Source organism: Microcella putealis, from assembly GCF_004216575.1.
Classification (GTDB): Bacteria; Actinomycetota; Actinomycetes; order Actinomycetales; family Microbacteriaceae; genus Microcella; species Microcella putealis.
Genome location: NZ_SGWW01000001.1, coordinates 521,596 through 540,720 on the forward strand (window position 1 = coordinate 521,596; position 19,125 = coordinate 540,720).

At 70.3% G+C, this 19,125-nt stretch carries 18 protein-coding genes; 6 read left to right on the forward strand and 12 right to left on the reverse strand.

What is annotated here, in order from left to right:
- Positions 1 to 293 precede the first annotated feature (293 nt).
- Together gatB and EV141_RS02580 are read right to left on the reverse strand one after the other, a co-directional pair.
- A complete protein-coding gene (gene gatB, locus EV141_RS02575; protein ID WP_130484399.1) occupies positions 294 to 1,814 on the reverse strand; it encodes an Asp-tRNA(Asn)/Glu-tRNA(Gln) amidotransferase subunit GatB in 1,521 nt (506 codons plus the stop codon).
- A gap of 131 nt (positions 1,815 to 1,945) precedes the next feature.
- On the reverse strand, positions 1,946 to 2,740 hold the full coding sequence (locus tag EV141_RS02580; RefSeq protein WP_130484400.1) for a DUF6498-containing protein: 795 nt from the start codon (positions 2,738 to 2,740) through the stop codon (positions 1,946 to 1,948).
- Between the two features lie 110 nt (positions 2,741 to 2,850).
- Here EV141_RS02580 and EV141_RS02585 point away from each other — a divergent pair, with 110 nt between their 5' ends.
- Positions 2,851 to 4,428, forward strand: a complete 1,578-nt coding sequence (locus tag EV141_RS02585; RefSeq protein ID WP_130484401.1) for an HNH endonuclease signature motif containing protein — start codon at positions 2,851 to 2,853, stop codon at positions 4,426 to 4,428.
- A gap of 116 nt (positions 4,429 to 4,544) precedes the next feature.
- On the opposite strand, the gene gatA is transcribed toward EV141_RS02585, so the two are convergent.
- The 5 genes from gatA to EV141_RS02610 all read right to left on the reverse strand — a co-directional run bounded on the left by gatA (position 4,545) and on the right by EV141_RS02610 (position 9,444).
- A complete protein-coding gene (gatA, locus tag EV141_RS02590) occupies positions 4,545 to 6,047 on the reverse strand; it encodes an Asp-tRNA(Asn)/Glu-tRNA(Gln) amidotransferase subunit GatA (RefSeq protein WP_130484402.1) in 1,503 nt (500 codons plus the stop codon).
- Positions 6,044 to 6,343, reverse strand: coding sequence for an Asp-tRNA(Asn)/Glu-tRNA(Gln) amidotransferase subunit GatC (gene gatC / locus EV141_RS02595; RefSeq protein WP_130484403.1), 300 nt, complete (start codon positions 6,341 to 6,343; stop codon positions 6,044 to 6,046). Before gatC ends, gatA begins: the two co-directional genes overlap by 4 nt.
- A gap of 150 nt (positions 6,344 to 6,493) precedes the next feature.
- On the reverse strand, positions 6,494 to 6,946 hold the full coding sequence (locus EV141_RS02600; RefSeq protein ID WP_130484404.1) for a hypothetical protein: 453 nt from the start codon (positions 6,944 to 6,946) through the stop codon (positions 6,494 to 6,496).
- Positions 6,947 to 7,116: 170 nt separating this feature from the next.
- A complete protein-coding gene (locus EV141_RS02605) occupies positions 7,117 to 8,544 on the reverse strand; it encodes an alpha/beta hydrolase (RefSeq protein WP_130484405.1) in 1,428 nt (475 codons plus the stop codon).
- 258 nt (positions 8,545 to 8,802) lie between these two features.
- Positions 8,803 to 9,444 (reverse strand): TetR/AcrR family transcriptional regulator, encoded by a 642-nt coding sequence (locus EV141_RS02610; RefSeq protein ID WP_185740159.1) that lies wholly within the window; start codon positions 9,442 to 9,444, stop codon positions 8,803 to 8,805.
- 190 nt (positions 9,445 to 9,634) lie between these two features.
- Here EV141_RS02610 and EV141_RS02615 point away from each other — a divergent pair, with 190 nt between their 5' ends.
- Genes EV141_RS02615 through EV141_RS02625 form a run of 3 tightly spaced genes read left to right on the forward strand, consistent with a single transcriptional unit; the run spans position 9,635 to position 12,946 of the window.
- Complete coding sequence (locus EV141_RS02615) at positions 9,635 to 10,687, forward strand: App1 family protein (RefSeq protein WP_130484407.1); 1,053 nt, start codon at positions 9,635 to 9,637, stop codon at positions 10,685 to 10,687.
- A gap of 52 nt (positions 10,688 to 10,739) precedes the next feature.
- Positions 10,740 to 12,287, forward strand: a complete 1,548-nt coding sequence (locus tag EV141_RS02620) for a sensor histidine kinase (RefSeq protein WP_185740160.1) — start codon at positions 10,740 to 10,742, stop codon at positions 12,285 to 12,287.
- Positions 12,284 to 12,946: a response regulator transcription factor gene (locus EV141_RS02625; protein WP_130484409.1), complete on the forward strand. Its 663-nt coding sequence runs from the start codon at positions 12,284 to 12,286 to the stop codon at positions 12,944 to 12,946. The genes EV141_RS02620 and EV141_RS02625 overlap by 4 nt, the downstream gene beginning before the upstream one ends.
- A gap of 105 nt (positions 12,947 to 13,051) precedes the next feature.
- Here EV141_RS02625 and EV141_RS02630 read toward each other — a convergent pair whose 3' ends face one another.
- Both EV141_RS02630 and EV141_RS02635 read right to left on the reverse strand, forming a co-directional pair.
- Positions 13,052 to 13,465: a hypothetical protein gene (locus EV141_RS02630; protein WP_130484410.1), complete on the reverse strand. Its 414-nt coding sequence runs from the start codon at positions 13,463 to 13,465 to the stop codon at positions 13,052 to 13,054.
- 113 nt (positions 13,466 to 13,578) lie between these two features.
- Positions 13,579 to 14,811, reverse strand: a complete 1,233-nt coding sequence (locus EV141_RS02635) for a phosphotransferase family protein (RefSeq protein ID WP_157985487.1) — start codon at positions 14,809 to 14,811, stop codon at positions 13,579 to 13,581.
- A gap of 170 nt (positions 14,812 to 14,981) precedes the next feature.
- On the opposite strand from EV141_RS02635, the gene EV141_RS02640 reads away from it, so the two are divergent.
- Positions 14,982 to 15,236 carry a hypothetical protein gene (locus tag EV141_RS02640; protein ID WP_130484412.1) on the forward strand — a complete coding sequence of 85 codons (255 nt, stop codon included), beginning with the start codon at positions 14,982 to 14,984 and terminating at the stop codon, positions 15,234 to 15,236.
- A gap of 5 nt (positions 15,237 to 15,241) precedes the next feature.
- On the opposite strand, the gene EV141_RS02645 is transcribed toward EV141_RS02640, so the two are convergent.
- Positions 15,242 to 16,627, reverse strand: coding sequence for a glycoside hydrolase family 3 N-terminal domain-containing protein (locus EV141_RS02645; RefSeq protein WP_157985488.1), 1,386 nt, complete (start codon positions 16,625 to 16,627; stop codon positions 15,242 to 15,244).
- Between the two features lie 84 nt (positions 16,628 to 16,711).
- Between EV141_RS02645 and EV141_RS02650 the strand changes: the two genes are divergently transcribed.
- The gene (locus tag EV141_RS02650; RefSeq protein ID WP_130484414.1) at positions 16,712 to 17,074 is read left to right on the forward strand and encodes a rhodanese-like domain-containing protein; all 363 of its coding nucleotides are present in this window, start codon (positions 16,712 to 16,714) and stop codon (positions 17,072 to 17,074) included.
- A gap of 172 nt (positions 17,075 to 17,246) precedes the next feature.
- On the opposite strand, the gene EV141_RS02655 is transcribed toward EV141_RS02650, so the two are convergent.
- On the reverse strand, positions 17,247 to 18,332 hold the full coding sequence (locus EV141_RS02655) for an LLM class flavin-dependent oxidoreductase (RefSeq protein ID WP_130484415.1): 1,086 nt from the start codon (positions 18,330 to 18,332) through the stop codon (positions 17,247 to 17,249).
- 79 nt (positions 18,333 to 18,411) lie between these two features.
- Entirely contained in the window at positions 18,412 to 19,083 is a 672-nt protein-coding gene (gene pdxH / locus EV141_RS02660) for a pyridoxamine 5'-phosphate oxidase (RefSeq protein ID WP_130484416.1), read from the reverse strand.
- Positions 19,084 to 19,125: the final 42 nt, after the last annotated feature.

Genomic DNA, 19,125 nt, shown 5'->3' on the forward strand with positions numbered 1-19,125 from the left:
CGACAGCGACGGGAGTCTCGCCAATGTCGCGATCGTGACGAGTTCACGACGTCGCGGAACTCAGTTCGGTGAAGCCCCTCTCCTCGTTCGGGCTGCGGCGCCGAGCCGCGAGGGGCTCCGGGAGGGAGTCCCGCAATTCGTCAACGATCGCCTGCGAGAGCCACTGGCCAGACGAGTCTTCCAACCGAGGACAAGTCGGGTGAACCAAAGACCGTGTGGCCCGCAGTTTGAGCGCCCTGAGATGTATGCATGCGAGCACCCCGTGCCCGAGTGAGAAGTGAGTGGGGACTAACTCAGCTGGACGCCTGCGCCCGCTCCAGCACCAGCTCGCGAACCCGGGCCGCGTCAGCCTTGCCACCCATCGCCTTCATGACCGCGCCGATGATCGCGCCGGCGGCCTGCACCTTGCCGTCGCGGATCTTCTCCAGAACATCCGGCTGGGAGGCGAGCGCAGCATCCACCGCCGCGATGAGCGCGCCGTCGTCAGAGACGACCGCGAGCCCGCGGGCGTCGACGACCTCCTGAGGGGTGCCCTCCCCCGCGATGACGCCCTCGACAACCTCGCGCGCGAGGCGGTCGTTCAGCGTGCCCGCCTCGACGAGCGCGACGATGGCCGCGACGTCGGCGGGTGAGATCAGCGACGCCGGCTCGGCGTTCTGCGTGTTCGCGATGCGGGCGATCTCGCCCGTCCACCACTTGCGGGCCTGCTGCGGGGCGGCGCCCGCGGCGACCGTCTCGTCGACCTCGACGAGCAGCCCCGAGTTCACCACGTCGCGGAACTCGAGGTCGGTGAAGCCCCACTCCTGCTTCAGGCGGCGGCGGCGCGCGGCCGGAGCCTCGGGCAGCGACGCACGCAGACGCTCAATCAGCTCGGGCGCGGGCGTCACCGGCAGCAGGTCAGGCTCAGGGAAGTAGCGGTAGTCGTCGGCGTCGCTCTTCACGCGACCCGGCGACGTCGTGCCCGTGTCTTCGTGCCAGTGGCGGGTCTCCTGCTGAATCGTGCCGCCCTTCGCGAGAATCGCGGCCTGGCGCTGAATCTCGTAGCGCACCGCCCGCTCGACACTGCGGAACGAGTTCACGTTCTTCGTCTCGGTGCGCGTGCCGAGCGTCGTCTCGCCGCGCGGGCGCAGCGACACGTTGGCGTCGCAGCGCAGGTTGCCGCGCTCCATGCGGGCCTCCGAGATGCCGAGGGCGCGCACGATGTCACGAATCGTCGACACGTACGCCTTCGCGAGCCCGGGCGCGCGGTGCTCGGCCCCGTAGATCGGCTTCGTCACGATCTCGACCAGCGGCACGCCCGCGCGGTTGTAGTCGACGAGGCTGTACTCGGCACCCTGGATGCGCCCGGTCGAGCCGCCGACGTGCGTCAGCTTCCCGGCGTCCTCCTCCATGTGGGCGCGCTCAATCGGAACCGTCACGATCTCGCCGTCCTCGAGCTCAACATCGAGGCTGCCCTCGAACGCGATCGGCTCGTCGTACTGGCTGATCTGGTAGTTCTTCGCGAGATCCGGGTAGAAGTAGTTCTTGCGCGCGAAACGGCTCGCCGGGGCGATCTCGCAGCCGAGCGCGAGGCCCAGCGAAATCGAATACTCGACGGCGGTCTCGTTGACCACCGGCAGGCTGCCCGGAAGGCCGAGGCACACGGGCGTGATCGCCGTGTTCGGGCCCTCAATGTGGTTGCCGCTGAACGCCGGGTTCGGAGCGTCAGAGAACATCTTCGTCTGCGTCGACAGCTCGACGTGCACCTCGAAACCGAGCACCGGTTCGAACAGTTCGAGGGCCTTGTCGAAGTCCATGAGTTCAGCGCGCGCCATGCCGTCAATCCTACGGGCGCGGGGAGGGGCGGGATGCGCGGGGGCGGGTCGGTCGCAGGCGGCTGCGGATGCGCGGGGCCGCGTTCGCCGCGGGCGGTTGCGGACGCGCGGGGCCGCGTTCGCCGCGACCGTTACGCGGGCGCCGGCTCGCGGTGGGCGCGGTGCGCGCGGACGATCGCGACGAGGTCGACGAGGCCGTGCATCCCGATGAGAAGGAGCGCCGCGATCGGCGGCCAGCCCAGACTCGCGATCAGGAACGCCCCGCCGAGAATCGTGACGTGCAGCACGATGATGCGCGGATACGCGCTCATCATGAGGGCGCCGCCGCGTTTCGAGCCGAGGGGGCCGAACGCGGCCATCAGCAGCTGAATCAGGCCTCCGACGGCGAAGACGATGAGCACGCCGATCCAGTCGATGGTGGCGAGCGACGCGGCGTCGGGGCCGCCGAGACTGTCGGCGCCGAAGGCGGAGCCAGCGGGGTCTGCCCCGCCGAAACCACCGGCCGCGATCACGAAGACGAACACGCCGTGCACCAGCGTGAACAGCCCGTAGTGCACGCAGAAAAACAGCGTCATCACGATCACGGCAACGGGCCCCGGGTCGAGCGTGCGACCGTTCACCACCATCGTCGTCGTGCCCGGATCGCCGAGCGTGCGCAGCATGCGGATCACCATCGCGACCCCGAGCGCCACATTCTCGAGCCAGTACAAGATGATCACCTCGCGCCAGTCCCAGCCGAAGAAGAGCAGGCCGGCAACCGGCAGGAGGGTGTAGATCGCGACCGTGAGGATGCGCGGGGCGAGGGGCGGGGCGGGGGTCGCGTCGGCGGGTGGGGCGTCGACGTATGGGGCATCGACGTGTGAGGCGTCGACAGCCGCCTCGCCGTCTGATTCGGCGGGCCTCTCGCTGCGTATCGCGTCGCTCATCGGGGCGAGTCTTCCACGGCTCCACTCCTCCACAAACGATGCTCGGAAAAGCTTTCCACGAGGTTGGCTCACCCTCTGTACACCAGTTCGAACAACCGCGACAATGGAGCATGCCCAATTCGAACGCAATGCTCACCTCGACGCTCGTCGCGTCGCTGGTGAGCACAGAGCAGCCATTCGCTGTTCCCGCGGTCGACGTGTTGAACGACGACGAGCTCATCGCCCTGCAGCGCGTGCTCTCTGAAGTGCGCCGTCGGGCCGACACTGCGTCAGCGACCATCGCCGCCGCTGTCGCCCACCGCTCGCGACCTGAGCTGGGCCACGCCGGCCTCGCGCAACGTCTCGGGGCGCGAACCCCGCAGAAGCTGCTGCAGTCACTCACCGGCGGCAGCGCTCGTGACGCCGCGACGATGGTGCGCGTCGGGTCGTTACTCGACGCGCAGGCAGAAGCCGAGGCTGCGGCGACGGCGCAGGCCTCGGGCGTCCCCATCGCTGAGCCCCGCCAGCCGCGCCGGCCCTGGCTCGACAGTGTGACGACGGCCGTTGCTCGGGCCGAACTGACGATCGAACAGGCGTCGGTGATTCAGCTCGGCCTGGGCGAGCCCGACGTGGGCGAGTGCACGCACGCGGCGCACGCGCGAGAGCTCGGCGCAGAGATAGCGGGCACAGAGATAGCTGGCACAGAGATGGACGCGGGCGCCGTCCCGCCATCTCGCGACGAGCCGGCGACGCGGCACGTGTGTTCCGTAGTCACCGCCGAACAGCTCGCGGTCGCGGCGGCGGCGCTCGTCGCCTGTGCGCCCGTGATCACGGTCGAGCAGCTCGCCGCTCGCGTACGCGAGGCGCGCGCCGTGCTCGACGCCGAGGCCGACGTCGAACGCGCAGCCGATGCCGAACGCGCCCGACGCGAGCGCCGCTACCTGCACCTGACCGTTCAGCCCGACGGCATGACGCGACTGTCCGGGCTGCTCGACCCCGAGTCGGCGGCGCTCGTGCGCTCGGCGATCGACGGCGCCACCTCGCCCCGGCGCGGCGGGCCCCGCTTCGTGAGCGACGCAGAAATCGCGCGCACCGAACGCCTGCTCAACGACCCGCGAACGACCGAGCAGATTGCCCTCGACGCGCTCGTCGAGCTCGTGCGCCTCGGCGGCCACGTGGCCCCCACCGAGCTCATCGGCACGACCCCGCCCGCCGTTCAGGTGATCGTCGCCGAACGCGACCTGCGGGCGGGCGCGGGTCTCGCCCGCATCGAGGGTCAGAGTGAGCCGGTCAGCGTGCCGACCGCCGAGCGACACCGCTGCACATCCGGAACCCTCGCCATCGTCGTCGACGCCGCAGGCGACGTGCTGAGCCTGGGCCGCGCATCGCGACTCTTCACGCGCCGCCAGCGCGTCGCCCTCGCCGCCCGCGACGGAGGGTGCCGCTTCCCCGGCTGCGACCGCCCGCCCTCCTGGGCAGAAGCTCACCACATCACCGAATGGATGCACGGGGGCAGAACCGACACCGCCAACGGAATCCTGCTCTGTCGCCACCACCACCTCCTGCTGCACAACAACGGGTGGGCGATTGAGCGGCACCGAGAAGCAGGTTTCGCGTTCCGCCCACCGCCCGGCGTCGCCCCCGACGGAACGCTGATCCCCGCGCCGTCCAAAAGCAGAGCCCTACCCCGCGCAATCGAAGCGGGATAGTCGCCCGACGCCGCACAACGCTGCGTCACGCGGGGTCTGCCGGCCTCAGCCCGGACGCGGCGCTGCGCAACGCTGAGCCACGCGGGGTCTGCCGGCCTCAGCCCGGACGCGGCGCCCTAGCCCAGGCGCGGCGCCTTCGCCCAGAGCGGCTCGCCCCACTCCGCCTCGAGCAGAGCCTCGACCGCCGCACCCACCTGGTACAGCCGCGCGTCGTGCCGCGCCGGCGCCATGATCTGCAGGCCCGTCGGCAGGCCGTCCTCGGGCGCGAGGCCCATCGGCAGGCTCATTCCCGGCACACCCGCCAGGTTCGCCGGAATCGTCGTCACATCGTTCAGGTACATCGCCAGCGGGTCGTCGAGCTTCTCGCCGAACGCAAACGCCGTCGTCGGCGCCGCCGGCGACACCAGCACGTCGGCCTGCTCGAACGCCGCGTCGAAGTCGCGCTGAATGAGCGTGCGCACCTTCTGCGCGCTGCCGTAGTACGCGTCGTAGTAGCCGGCCGACAGGGCGTACGTTCCCAGAATGATGCGGCGCTTCACCTCGGGCCCAAAGCCCGCCTCGCGGGTCGCGCCCATGACGTCCTCGACGGTTCCGCCGGCGACGTCCTTGCGCATCCCGAAACGCACCGAATCGAACTTCGCGAGGTTGCTCGACGCCTCCGCCGGCAAGATCAGGTAGTAGGCGGCGATCGCGTACTGGAAGTTCGGCGCGCTCACCTCGACGATCTCGGCGCCGGCCGCGGCGAGCTTCTCGAGGGTCTCGTGGAAGCGCTGACGCACCCCCGCCTGGAAGCCCTCGCCGTCGAGCTCGCGCACCACGCCGACGCGCAGGCCCTTGAGCGACTCGCCCGACGCCCCATCGCGAGCGGCGGCGGCCATCGACGGCCACGCATCCGGGATGCTCGTCGCATCGCGCGGGTCGTGCCCCGCGATCGCGTCGTGCAACAGCCCCGCATCGAGCACCGTGCGCGACACCGGCCCCACCTGGTCGAGCGAGCTGGCCAGCGCGATCGCGCCGTAGCGGCTCACGCCCCCGTAGGTCGGCTTCACACCCACCGTGCCGGTGACGGCACCCGGCTGTCGGATCGAGCCGCCCGTGTCCGAGCCGAGGGCGAAGGGCGCCTCGAACGCGGCGACGGCCGCGGCCGAGCCACCGCCCGAACCGCCGGGGATGCGCGTCAGATCCCACGGGTTCTTGGTCGGCCCGTAGGCCGAGAACTCGGTCGACGAACCCATCGCGAACTCGTCCATGTTGGTCTTGCCGAGCGGCACCATGCGGGCGGCCCGCAGGCGCGCGACGACGGTCGCGTCGTACGGCGGCACCCAGCCCTCAAGAATCTTCGAGCCCGAGGTGGAGGGCATGTCGAGCGTGCAGAGCACGTCCTTGATCGCGACCGGCACGCCCGCGAGCGCCGGCAGCGCCTCGCCGGATGCGCGGTCAGCGTCAACCTGTCGGGCCACGTCGAGCGCCGCCTCGTTCACGTGCAGGAAGGCGTGCACGTCGCCCTCAACGGCGGCGATGCGGTCAAGGTGCGCCTGGGTGACCTCGACAGCGCTCACCTCGCCCGCGGCGAGGCGCTGCGCCAGCTCGGCGGCGGATGCGCGGATCAGCTCGCTCACTGCTCCTCCCCCAGGATCGCGGTGACGCGAAAGCGGCTGCCGTCGTGGTCGGGGGCACCCGCGAGCGCCTGCTCGGTCGTGAGCGGCGTGCCGGGCTCGTCCACGCGCATCCCGCCGCTCAGCGGAATCGGGTGGCTGGTCGCCGGCACGTCGTCGCCCGCGACCTGCTGAACCTGCGCGACGGCGTCGACGATGGCGCCGAGCTCACCGGTCAGCGAGACGATCTCGTCCTCAGTGAGGGCGATGCGCGCGAGCTGCGCCAAGTGGCGCACGCTCTCGGGCGTGATTTCAGACATGGACGAACTCCAGCCGTAGGCGGTCGAGCGGGGAATGCCCGCGCGCGGCGGGCCGACCCGACCATCCTACTGAGCGGGCGGGGGCGCCCCACGCCGGGGGCACGTCTCAGCCGGCCGACACCGCGGCCGTCGCTGCGCCGCGGCTGATCCCTACGCCGGGCGGCACTCGCTCTCGCCACTGAGCGTCATCGCGGTCTCACTCACCCGAAACAGCAGCAGCTCGCCCGCGCGCGACTCGCCGCGCACTTCGACGACGTCGCCGACATCCGAGACCGTCACCGTGAGCCCGGATTCCTCGAAGTGTGCCTCCATGCGGGCCGTCACGTCGGCCACATCGCCGTGCGGGGCGGGGCCCGTGCGCAGCGCCGGGATCCGCGTGCCCGCCACCCACAGCGGAATCGTGCACTCGCGGGGGCTCGGGTCGTCCTGCACCTCCCACGTGCCGCCCGCCGCATCCTCCGCGGCGTCGACGAGCGCGATGAAGCGGTCGCGTGCCTCTTGGTCGGTGACGTCCGTGACGGGGGTGATCGAGCATCCGCTCGCCAGAAGCGCGGTCGTCGCAACGACGGCGAGGAGGCTCGAACGTGCGCGGAGGGCGGTCATCGGCGTCCTTGTGAGCGGTCGGCGCGCGAGCGGGATCGCCTGCGCGGTCGCAGAACGGTAACACCGGGATGCGCGGCGCGGGCAGAGTGCGGACAGGTCGGTTGCAGGCGGGCGGCGCGCGGACAACGCGGCTGCGGGGAACGACGTACTGACAGCTCGGGTGCGCGGCGTTACAGCGCGGCGTCGAGGGTGCGGAGCGCGTCTGTCGTCGTGCCGTCGGTGACGAGCTCTCCGCGATCGATCGCGATGAGCGCCATGTTGCGCATCGACTCGGTGCCGGGGCTGAAGTACGCGTTGTGGCCGGTCGATCCCTCGAGCACGCGGTTGGTGATGACGTCGACGCCGCCGGCGACGCTCATGGCGCGCGCCCCGAACTCGGTTGACCCGGGGTCGGGCCCGAAGAACGACGAGTTCGGAATCGGGTCCCACGCCGCCTCCCCAACGAACACCTCCCCGCGCACGTTCAGCGACGCCATGCTCGCGCCGGGGGCTCCGGGCGAGCCGATCATGGCGAGCGCGTCAACCGTCGCGGGGGTGTCGGTGAGGGCCAGCATCGCGGCGGTCGAGCCGTACGAGTGGGCGAGTAGCGACAGGAAGGGGCGGTCGTCGCCGCGCAGCGTGGTGAGGCCCTGCACGGCCGAGGCGAGCGCATCGCGGCCCTCGTATGCGAGGTCGAGGCTGCCCACGTTCAACAGGTGGGGGGTCTGGTATCCGATCCAGGCGACCGTCGCCACCTCGGGTACGGATGCTGCGCTCGCGTCGTCGGCGCTCGTCGCGCCCTGCGCGCCCGCCTCCGACAGGAGGGTGAGCCACGACACCTGCTCGTCGTGCAGGCGAGCCGCGGTGTCCACCCACTCGACCATGCTTTCGCGCACCGAGATGAACATGCCCGGCACCAGGTAGCTCACGTAGTCGGCCGTCGCGAGGTCGCCGACGACGATCGCGGCCTTGCCCTGACCGTCGGCGTCGAGCGAGATGAGCTGACGTGCGGGGTTCGCCGTGGCCGGGCCGAGCGCATCGAGGACGGAGTAGAGCAGTTGCAGCTGCTCGCTCTGCACGTGGCGCTCCGAGGCGCCGAGCGTCGAGGGGTCGGTGAGTTCGAGCGTGTCGACGACGGCGCGCAGGTGGGTGCGGTTGGCGAGGTCGCGCATCGCGTAGGGCACGCCGTCGAGGTTGCCGACGAGCTGAGGGGCGGCGCTCGTCATGCTGAGTTGCTCGGCCGCGCTGAGGCTCGACCACCAGCGGTCAACCTGCCGGGGTGCGGGAGGGCTGGCGAGCGTGCGTTCGACGAGTGCGGGGGTCTCGGCGAGCAGGGCTGCCGTCTCGTGGGCGGGCAGGGTCGCGAGTCCGCGCAGCAGTGCGGTTCCGCGGGAGGTGGTGAGGCGGTCGCGCAGTGCCGGCACCGTGATGACCCGGGCGGCCGGGGAGTTGAGGCCCGAGGCGAGCGGCGCCGACGCGAGGTCGGCCGAGGCTGCAGACGGGCCAGATACTGCGGCGGAAACCGGCTCAGAACGGGGGTATTCGAGCGCGACGGGGGACCCCGCCACCGCGCCTGCGGTCAGCGAGGCGACTAGTACCGCAGCGGCGTGAAGCACCACGACGAGAATCCCCTCATCCGCCGAATGATCGGGCTACCCCTGCATGGGTCACACGGCGTGTGTTCAGAGTAGGCGAAATGCCCACCGAATGGGGGGTTTTTCTCGCGAAGCTTCCAGGGTTCATGCATCGGACACACGGCGGAAACAGGGCCGCACACACCGACGGGCCCGCGGAGTGTGTTCCGGGGGCCCGTCGGTTGGTGATGGATTCGTGCCGCCGCTCCCTGAGAGGGCGGTGACGCGCGCGCCGCGCGAGGGCTAGAGCTTGCCCTCGATGACCGCGTCGAGCACGCGGCCTGCTTCGGCCAGCAGCGCCTTGTCGCCGTCGCGGTTGCGCGCGAACGCGCGAGCCACGAAGGCATCGATGAGCTCGTACGCCGTCGCGACGGCACCGCGCAGCTCAGCCGAGTCGCGCACGCCGTAGCGGCCGATGAACGCGTCGGTGATCAACGAGGCGATGGCGGCGTTGCCCGTCTCGCTCGTCGAGGCCGGGCGCAGGTCGATGACGTCGCCGACGCGAATCGACGGGTAGCCGGGCTCGCGACGGAAGAGCTCGGCGACGACGCTGAGCACACCGTGCATTGCGGCGCTCGGCGTCGCGTGACGCTCGGGCACGACCTCGTCGGCGAGTCGAGCGACGAGCCGCTCAGAGTTGCGTGCCGCAAGCGCCTGAAGCACGGCGATGCGGTCGGGGAAGTACCGGTAGACGGTACCGATCGATGCGCCGGCACGTTCGGCGACCATCGCCGTTGTGAGACGCTCGTAGCCGATCACGTCGATAACCGCGGCTGCGGCATCAAGAAGCGCGGCGAGGCGGGCAGTGCTGCGGGCCTGAACAGGCTCATTCCGGATGAGCGCCGATCCGGCCAACAAGCTCGAGGAGACTTCGAGATTTGACACGAGAAAAGGTCCTTTCGACGACCGTGCCTCATGGTAGCGCCCGAAACACGTCAATGAATAATCTTTTTGATGCGTGTTGCGAAACGAGCGTATCCCATAGTGAACATACCCGTATGGGTATTCCGATCGTTCCGTGCGCCCTTGGCGGGGCGCCGGCCAGCGCATCCTCTCCCTCTGAAAGACTGGCACTGTGACCGTGGAAGAAACGCCCGACACGCCCGTTCCTGACCGGCCGTGGGCCCGTCGCGCGGCCCGCGCCGAAGACTCTTTTCACGCGTGGCGCGAGCGCCGCGCACGTCGACGCGGCCTGACCCCCGTAGTGATCCCCTACCGGGGATACGGGGGCGGCGACTGGGTGCGGGTGCTCTGCCGCGTGCTGCTCACCCGCGAACAGCGCGATGCGAGGTCGGCTCGCGCGCGCATCCGTGGATGGCGCAGCTTCGTGAGCATCCCTGTCGCTCACGCGGAGGTCATCGTCACCATCGCCGGCGAACGGGTGACGGTGCGAGCCGACCGCGGCGGCGTCGTCGACGTCGACGTTCCCGTTACCACGCGGTTCAGCCCGGGAACGCACACCATCTCGATCGCCGTCGAGGGCAGCGAACCCGTCGAGGCGCCCGTCACCATCATTGATCCGGATGCCCGGGTGGGCCTGCTCTCTGACATCGACGACACCGTCATGGTCACGGCCCTCCCCCGCCCCTTCCTCGCCGCGTGGAACACCTTCGTCATGGACGAACGCGCCCGCCGACCGGTGCCGGGAATGGCGGTGCTGTACGAGCGAATCGTGAACGCGCATCCGGGAATGCCGGTCGTTTACATGTCGACCGGTGCGTGGAACGTGGCGCCGACACTCGAACGCTTTCTTGGGCGCCACCTGTACCCCTCGGGCAGCCTGCTGCTCACCGACTGGGGGCCGACGAGCGACCGCCTGTTTCGCAGCGGTCAGGAGCACAAGCGCACGAGCCTCGAGCGGCTGGCGAGCGAGTTTCCCGACATTCGCTGGATTCTCGTCGGTGACGATGGGCAACACGACGAAGAGCTGTACCAAGAGTTCGTCGACGCGCACCCGGACAACGTCGCCGCGGTCGCCATTCGTCAGTTGCTGACGCCCGAGGCAGTCTTCGCCGGTGGCCGTCGCAGCGCCGACGTGCCGCATCGCGGGGCGCCGTGGGTGCAGGCGCCGAATGGCGCCGAGCTCGCCGAGGCTCTTGAGGCGATCGGCATCGTGCCGACGCGGTGAGATTCCTCTCATATGCATGCAATTCGCCGGGCGCACGCCGGATAATCGGGGGATGCCCGCTCTGAGCCCACCGCGTTGGTCGGTGCGCTCGCGCATCCTCGGGGTGATCCTGCTGATCACCGCGCTCGGCATGACGGCCGCGGGCGCGAGCGCCTATCTGCTGCAGCGCGAGCAGGTGCTCGACGTCATCGACGAAGAACTCTTCACGGCGGTCGAGGCCGCGCGTGCGATCGCCACGGGGCTGCCCCGCGAGGCTGTGTCGGGCGATGGCGAGGGGGACGCGGCCGACGCCCCCGCCACCCCCGAGCCGGTTGCGGCCCCGATCACGGTCGACGACGCGATGATTCGCATCATGCAGGGCATCATCCCCGGTCGCAGCGAGAGCAGCGTCGCGCTCATCGATGGTGAACCCGTGTACAGCCCGCCCATCGCTGTCGAGTTTCAGCTGTTCGACGACGAAGAGCTGCTCGACCGTATCCGCACCGAGACCGAGGGCGGCGTCGTCACGATCGGCACCGCGATCACCGAAGACGGCGCGATCCGCTACATCGGCGCCCCGGTGCGCATCGCGGAGGATCCGGCCGAGGGTGTCTATGTCACCGCCTACGACATCCAGGGCGAGCTCGACGACATCGACGGCGCGTTCGCCCGCTACACCGCCTTTGCGGTGCTCACGCTGCTCGTGATCGCCGTGGTCGGCTGGTTCGTCGCGGGGCGTCTGCTGCGCCCCATCCGCGAGCTGACCGCCGCGGCATCCCGCATCACCGGAACAGACCTGAGCGAGCGCATCCCCGTGTCCGGCCAAGACGACGTCTCGCGGCTCACCGAAACGATTAACGGGATGTTCGAACGGCTCGATCAGTCGGCAACGGCCCAGCGCCAACTGCTCGACGACGTGCGCCACGAGCTGAAGACGCCCATCACGATCGTGCGCGGGCACCTCGAGCTGCTCGACGCCGACTCGCCCGCCGATGTCGACGCCACACGAGCGCTCGCCATCGACGAACTCGACCGCATGGCCGAGCTTGTCAACGATATTGACGCCCTCGCCCAGGCAACCGGCGTGTCGGTGCTCACCGAACCGACCGACGTCGGCGACCTGGCCCAGCAGGTGTACGCGAAGGCGCGCGGCATCGCCGACCACCACTGGCAACTCGACACGGTCGCGGAACTCGTCGCGCCCCTCTCCCCCACCCGCATCACCCAGGCGTGGTTGCAACTGGCCGACAACGCGGCGAAATACTCGCCCGCCGGCACCACGATTCGCATCGGCTCGACCGCCTACGACACCGCGGTCGAACTGTGGGTCGCCGACGAGGGCCCCGGAATCCCCGCCGACGCCCAAGAGCGCATCTTCGAACGCTTCGGGCGCGCCGACACGGGCCGCGGCATTGCCGGCTCGGGCCTCGGCCTGCCCATCGTGGCGGCGATCGCCCGAGGGCACGGCGGCTACGTGAGTCTCGACTCGAGCGCCGCCGGCTCGCGCTTCGGCATCGTCATCCCGCTTGAGGGCGACGCCCCTGCGCCGCCGCCCGCCGCCGGGTCGCTCGCCGCGCCCGACTCCGCCCCACCGAGCCCCGCACCAGGAGGAACCGCATGAGCAGCATCCTCATCGTCGAAGACGAAGAGCGCATCTCGACCTTCGTCGAGAAGGGCCTCGCGTCGGCCGGCTACACGCCCACCGTGGTCGCCTCAGGGATCGAGGCGGTCGACTACTTCATCACCGGGTCGTTCGACCTCGTGCTGCTCGACGTCGGACTGCCCGGCATCGACGGCTTCGAGGTACTGAAGCGCGTGCGCGCCAGCGGCTCGACCGTGCCGATCATCATGCTCACCGCGCGCTCGAGTGTCGACGACACGGTCGCCGGTCTCGACGGCGGCGCGAACGACTACCTGCCGAAGCCCTTCAAGTTCGACGAACTGTTGGCGCGAATTCGCCTGCGGCTGCGCGAGTCGGGCCAGCAGACGGTCGCCGAGCAGGTGCTCACCCACGGCGACCTCAGCCTCGACCTGCGCACCCGCCGCATCACTGTCGGCGAGACGAGCGTCGACCTCTCGGCGCGCGAGTTTGGGCTCGCCGAGCAGTTCTTGCGTCACCCCGACCAGGTGCTGTCGCGCGAGCAGCTGCTGAGCCGGGTCTGGGGATTCGACTTCGACCCCGGCTCGAACGTGGTCGACGTGTACGTGCGGTACCTACGCGGAAAGATCGGCGCCGACCGCATCGAGACGGTGCGGGGCATGGGGTACCGGCTGGTCTAGAGGGGCAGGCAGCTCGCGAGACCGGTACCGGGTGGCCCAGTGAGAACAGGTCGCCCTCGGAGAACGGGTCGCCCGCGTTCTCGACCGGGAAGCCACTAGTCGGTGCTAGTCGGAGCTGCCGCCCACGCTGCCACTGTCGGGCACGCTTATCGAGTTGCTTCCAGGCTGCACCGGCGCAACCGGCTGCGGGGCCGGAGCGGGCGCGGGCTGCACGGTCGGCGCCGGCGCGGGCGCGACTGCCGACGGCGGCGAGGGGGTCAGCGTTGTCGCCACCGCGGGGTCGCTCGCGCTCGCCGTCACCGACACGACGGGCGTCGAGCTCGCGACCCAGAAACGAACATCGCCGTTGCCAGCAAACGCCTTGGCGTCGCCGACGGCCGTCGAGATGGGCGGCACGTCGGTCGCCGTCGCGTTGTCGACCAGCGGCATCGCGTTCGCCGCCGTGAGCGCCGCCGACGCGAGCACGCCGAGGCCGAGAGCTGAGGCCGCACCCGCGGCGATCCACCCTGTCGTCTTCATGCCACCAAGACTCGGGGCCGACGATGAGACGAGTGCGAAATCCGCGTGAGAGAACTCTCATGAAGCGGGATGCGCATCCGTCGACCGTCAGAAACGCACCGCGAGCGAGGCGGTCACCACACGGCCGACGTCATCGGCCGGTCGTCGGCCGAGACGAGCCGGTAGGCGCGCTCAATGAGCACGGTGGCGTCGGAGGATCCGGCGGCGGAGCGAGCGAGAGCGTGGCCCAGCAGCTGAACACCGGCAATGGCGTGCGCACGATCGGCGAGGCCCGGCTCGGGCGACGAGAACCAGCGGCGACGCCACCCGTCGGCCAGCACTGAGCAGCGGCGCGCGCGGGTCGTGGCCCGCGATCCGCCGTCGTGCACGACGGTCGCGATGAGGTGTGCGTACAGGGCAGCGGCGTCGTCGGCCGGGTCGCCCCAGCCCGAGGTGTCGATGTCGAGCACGCCCGTGATCGTGGTGGGCGCCGACGGGTCGACGAGCAGCTGGGCGAGGTGCAGGTCACCGTGCACGGTGCGGTCGGGGGGCGGGGCTCCCCCGGCCTTGTAGCGGCGCAGGATGGTGCGCGCCGTCGACTCGATGAGCCCGTCGTGGTCGGGCAACTGCTCGATGAGGCGCTCTTCGTACCAGTCAAGCCGTCGCACAAGCGAGGCCCGGGCCGGCGCCGTCGAGGTCACGCCAGCGATCTGGCGCACGAGGTGCTCGATCTCGTCGAGCAGCACGTCGGGGTTCGACACCCGGTCGAGCACGCTGATGAGCTCGTTGCCGCTGAGTGCCTCCATGGCGACGAGGCCCTCTTCGCTCCAGCCGAGAACGGCGGGCACGGGCACGCCCTCGTTGCGCCAGTGGGTGTGCTTCGCCTGCAGGGGTTCGGCGGTCGGCGGGCGCACGACCTTCAAGAAGTACGAGGTGGCGGCCGTGTCGACGCGCACCACGGCCCGCTTGCCGGGCCGGTAGGCGGCGAGGCTGACCCGCAGCTCGTCGACCGGAAGCCCCAGGCGGGCGAGAACAATGCCGGCCGCCTCGGCGTAGACCGCCGTGCGCAGGGCCGGAAGGGCGGGGTCGGCCGGGTACACCCAGACGTCGACGCGCTCGCCCGACTCGGGCTGCGTGAGCGTGAGGACCCCGGGGCGGTTGGCGTCGGGAGGTGAGGTCTCGACGAACACGGTGTGGTCGGCAACGGCCCCCTGCGCATCGCGCAGGCTGACGCGGTAGCCGTGGGTGAAGCCCGTTCCGGTGGGCTCGATCTGCAGCGCGTGCGCCGCGACGACCGTCGAACCGAGGGAGGAGGCAACGGCATCGAGCACGTCGCGGTGCAGGATCTCAGGTTTCGGATCGGTCACACCCCCATTGTGTCGGTCTCCCACCCGAAGAGGGGGCGCGAAATGCTGGCGGTGTGCGAACATCGCGCGGTATTCTTGAGGCGTCGTCGACCCCCCATCGACGCCGAATCACCCGAACCCCGACGCGGCACCCACCGCTGTCGCTGTTCCCGTACCCGACGAGGAACACCATGATCATTTCGCTTATTGGCACCGCCGCGGCGCTCGTCGTCATTGGCGCCATCGTCATCACGCTCGAACGCCACCAGAAGCTCACCGTGGTGACGGGCGCCATCATGGCCGTTTCCGCCGCCGCCATCGTCGTCGGTTCCGCGATCGGATCGGACGCCTTCCTGCAGCCCGCCTCGGCAACCACGCCGATGAAGTCGGTCAGCGAGAACACGCTGCCTGAGCGCGTCGTCGATTTCCAACTGCCGACGATCTAGAGCCGTCAGCGATCGCGCCAGTGGGCGCGCACCGACTCGCGCTCGCACGCGGGGCCGCACGACGGAGCCGGCACGGCACTGAGCTCGCGACGCAGCTCGAGCACGCGTCGGGCTGACTGGGCGAGCTGATCGGCGTCGACCTCGCCCGCGCGCACCGCGTCGGCGAGGCGGGTGACCAGCCGCGCCGGGTCGAGCCCCACCGCTGCGGGGTCGGCGGGCACGACAAACAGCAGCAGGTCGTTGCCCGCGGCGAGCGCCCGCACCGCGTTCTCGTGCGGATCGGCAAGCTCGGGCCAGCCCGAACGCTGCAGCATGACCAGGTCGTCGGTGACGATGACGCCGTCGAAGCCGAGCTCGCTGCGCAAGACGCGCATCCAGGTCGGTGACAGCGAAGCCGGGTACGGGCTCACCGCGTCGAACTGCAGATGACCCGTCATGACCAGCTCGGCGCCCGCGTCGATGCCGGCCGCGAACGGTCGCGCGTGCGTGGCTCGCCACTCGTCCAACGCAATGCCCGAGCGAGGAATGGAGACGTGCGAGTCGTCGGGGCTCGCCCCGTGCCCCGGAAAGTGCTTGAGCGTCGTCAACGTGCGCTCGCCCTCGCCGCGCACCGCGGCAGCGACGCGCTCGGCTGCCGCGCTCGGGGTCGTGTCGAGAACGCGGCGATGGATGAACGCGGCCGGGTCGGCCGTCACATCAGCGACCACGCCGAAATTGATGGCGATGCCCGCCGCATCGACGAGTGCGGATCGATCAGCGAACGCCCGCTCGACGGTCGCGGGATCGGCGCCGTGCAGTGCACGCCCCGCGGGCCCCGCATCGCCCGGCAGGCGCCGCACGTCGCCGCCCTCCTGGTCGACGGCCGTCAGCACCGGAAGGAGCGGGTCGGCGCTGAGGCCCGCCGTGAACGCGGTCGTCACCTCGAGCGGACCGCCCGTGTTGGCGCCCATGACGAGGAAGCCGCCGAAGCCGTGGGCCTCGAGCACACTGCGTGCCGCAGCGGGGTCAGTGCCGGGGTGGGTGATCATGACGAGCGAGGCGACGGTCTGCTCGAGGGTCCACGACGCGAGGGTGTCGGTGACGAACTGCTCGTCGGCGTCGACGGGCGGGGGCGCCCCCGTGCCCTTCGTAGCGGGTTCCCTGACGTCAGCCGCGTTCGGGGACGAATCGTCGGGCTGCTCAGCGAACTGGTCGGCAGGCTGCTCAGCGGGCTGCTCAGCCGGCTGCTCGGCCGGCTGCTCGGCCGACTGCTCAGCCGCGGAGAACTCGGCTGGCGCGCCGGAACTCGGCGCGTTGCCGGCCCCGGCGCACCCTCCGAGCAGGGTGAGCGTCGCGAGCGCGGCGGCGGCGGTGAGCCCGCCGCGGCGATTCCCCTTCCGCCCGGTGACCATCATCCCAGGGTACCGTCGACCCCTGATTGCCATACCCCTGGGGGTATATGTTACGATGGCGCTCACCGTCCGAAGGAGACCCTCATGCGCCGTCGTTTCGCCGCCCTCACCCTCGCCCTCGGCATCGCCCTCGGCCTTGCCGCGTGCGCGCCCGCCGAGCCCATCGCCGTCGATGCCAACACCGTCATCATTGACGTGCGCACACCGAGCGAGTTCGCGGGCGGACACCTCGAGGGAGCAATCAATATCGACGTGCAGTCGTCCGACTTTGACGCGCAGATCGCCGAGCTTGACCCGGCGGGCGACTACGTCGTGTACTGCCGCAGCGGCAACCGCTCGGCCCAGGCCATCGACCGCATGGAAGCAGCAGGGTTCACCGAGCTCGTCAACGGTGGCAGCGTCGCTCAGGCGTCAGACGCGACCGGCATCGCGGTCGTCACGCCGTAGTCGCGACACGCCGGCGACCGCTCAGCGCTCACCGGCACAGGAGCCCGGCACTGAAGCCCGCCACAGGCGCCGCCCTCCGATACCGGCCGCCGCTCACCGCAGACACAACGGCGCCGCACCCCAGACGGGGTGCGGCGCCGTTTATCGCGTCACTGTCGCGTGAGGCCGCGGCCTAGCGGGTGAACGCCGCCGCCCCGGCGCCGACCGGGGTCGACTCGGCGAGCAGCTCGCGCACCATCGGAATCACCTTCTGGCCGTACAGCTCGAGCGCGTGCACGAGCTTGCCGTGCTCGACGGGGCCCGTGGCGTACTTCAGGTCGAAGCGCTCGGCGCCCAGCACGCGAATCGTGTCGGCAATCTTGCGCGCGACCGTCTCGGGCGAGCCGACGTACAGCGAGCCGTGGCGAATCTCCTGCTCGAAGTGGGCGCGCGTCGTCGGGCCCCAGCCGCGCTCGCGGCCGATGCGCGAGTACATGACCTCGTAGTGCGGCCACAGCTCGTCGGCCGCCTGCTCGTCGGTGTCGGCGATGTAGCCGGGCGAGTGCACGCCGACGGGCTGGCGCTCTTTGCCGAGCTGGTCGAGCGCGCGGTCGAACAGGTCGACGTAGGGCGCGAAGCGCGCCGGCTCGCCGCCGATGATGGCGAGCATCATCGGGAATCCGTAGTTGGCGGTGCGCACGACCGACTCGGGGCTGCCGCCGACGCCGACCCAGGTGCGGATGCCCTTCTCGGTCGTGGGGTACACCTGCACGCCCTCGAGCGGCGGACGAATCGAGCCGCTCCAGGTGACGGGCTTCTCTTTCAGCAGCTCGGCGAGCAGGTTGAGCTTCTCTTCGAAGAGCACCTGGTAGTCGCTGAGCTCGAAGCCGAACAGCGGGAACGACTCGGTGAACGAGCCGCGACCCGCGATGATCTCGGCGCGGCCGTTCGAGATGGCGTCGATCGTCGCGAAGCGCTGGAAGACGCGAATAGGGTCTTCGCTCGACAGCACGGTCACGGCCGAGCTGACACGCAGCCGCTCGGTCTTCGCCGCGATCGCAGCGAGCAGCACGTCGGGCGCCGAGACGGCGAAGTCGTCGCGGTGGTGCTCGCCGATGCCCATAACGTCAATGCCGACCTGGTCGGCAACGACGCCCTCTTCGACGACGTCGCGCAGTACCTGCGGGTACGAGGTCATCGAGCCGTCGGGCTGAACAGTGACGTCACCGAAGGTGTTGATGCCGAATTCGACGGCAGCCGGGTCGATTTCGCGGGCCATGGCGCGCATCCTTTCGATTATTTATGCAAACGTATCAAATCGAACCAGGCGGATGCACGCGCTATTCCCGCAGATCCTCTTACGGCTGCAGGCGGGTTACCGCCCAGCCGCTCCCCCGCCGCTCGAACACGAGCCGGTCGTGCAGCCGCGAGGTGCGGCCCTGCCAGAACTCGACCCGATCGGGCACGATGCGGAAGCCGCCCCAGCGCTCGGGCCGGGGCACCGTCTCGGCCTCGGCAAAGTGCTGCTCGGTGTCGCGCACCTTCTGCTCGAGCGCGTCGCGGCCGTCGATCGGGTGCGACTGGTCGCTCGACCAGGCCGCGATCTGAGCGCCGCGCGGGCGGTTCGAGAAGTAGTCGTTCGAGTCGGCCTCGTCGACCTTGTGCGCCTCGCCGTAGATGAGCACCTGGCGGTGCAGCGGGTACCACGGGAACACCGCCGAAATGCCGGGGTTCGCGATGAGCGCCCGACCCTTGCGGGAGGTGTAGTCGGTGTAGAACGCGAAGCCGCGCTCGTCGACCCCGCGCAGCAGCACCGTGCGCGACGACGGCCGGCCGTCGGGGTCGATCGTGCCGATCACCATGGCGTTCGGCTCGTAGACCTTGTGCTCGGCCGCCTCGGCGAGCCACGCGGTGAACTGCGTGAAGGGGTCGCCGGCGAGCTCATGCTCTTCGAGCTGTTCCTGCCCGTAGTCGGTGTGCGTGCGCAGGGCCTTCTCGAGCAGGGGGTCGGGGACGGCGTCGTGGCTCATGCCGTGAGCGTACGACGTGCTGGCCGTGCGGGGGCCGAGCGT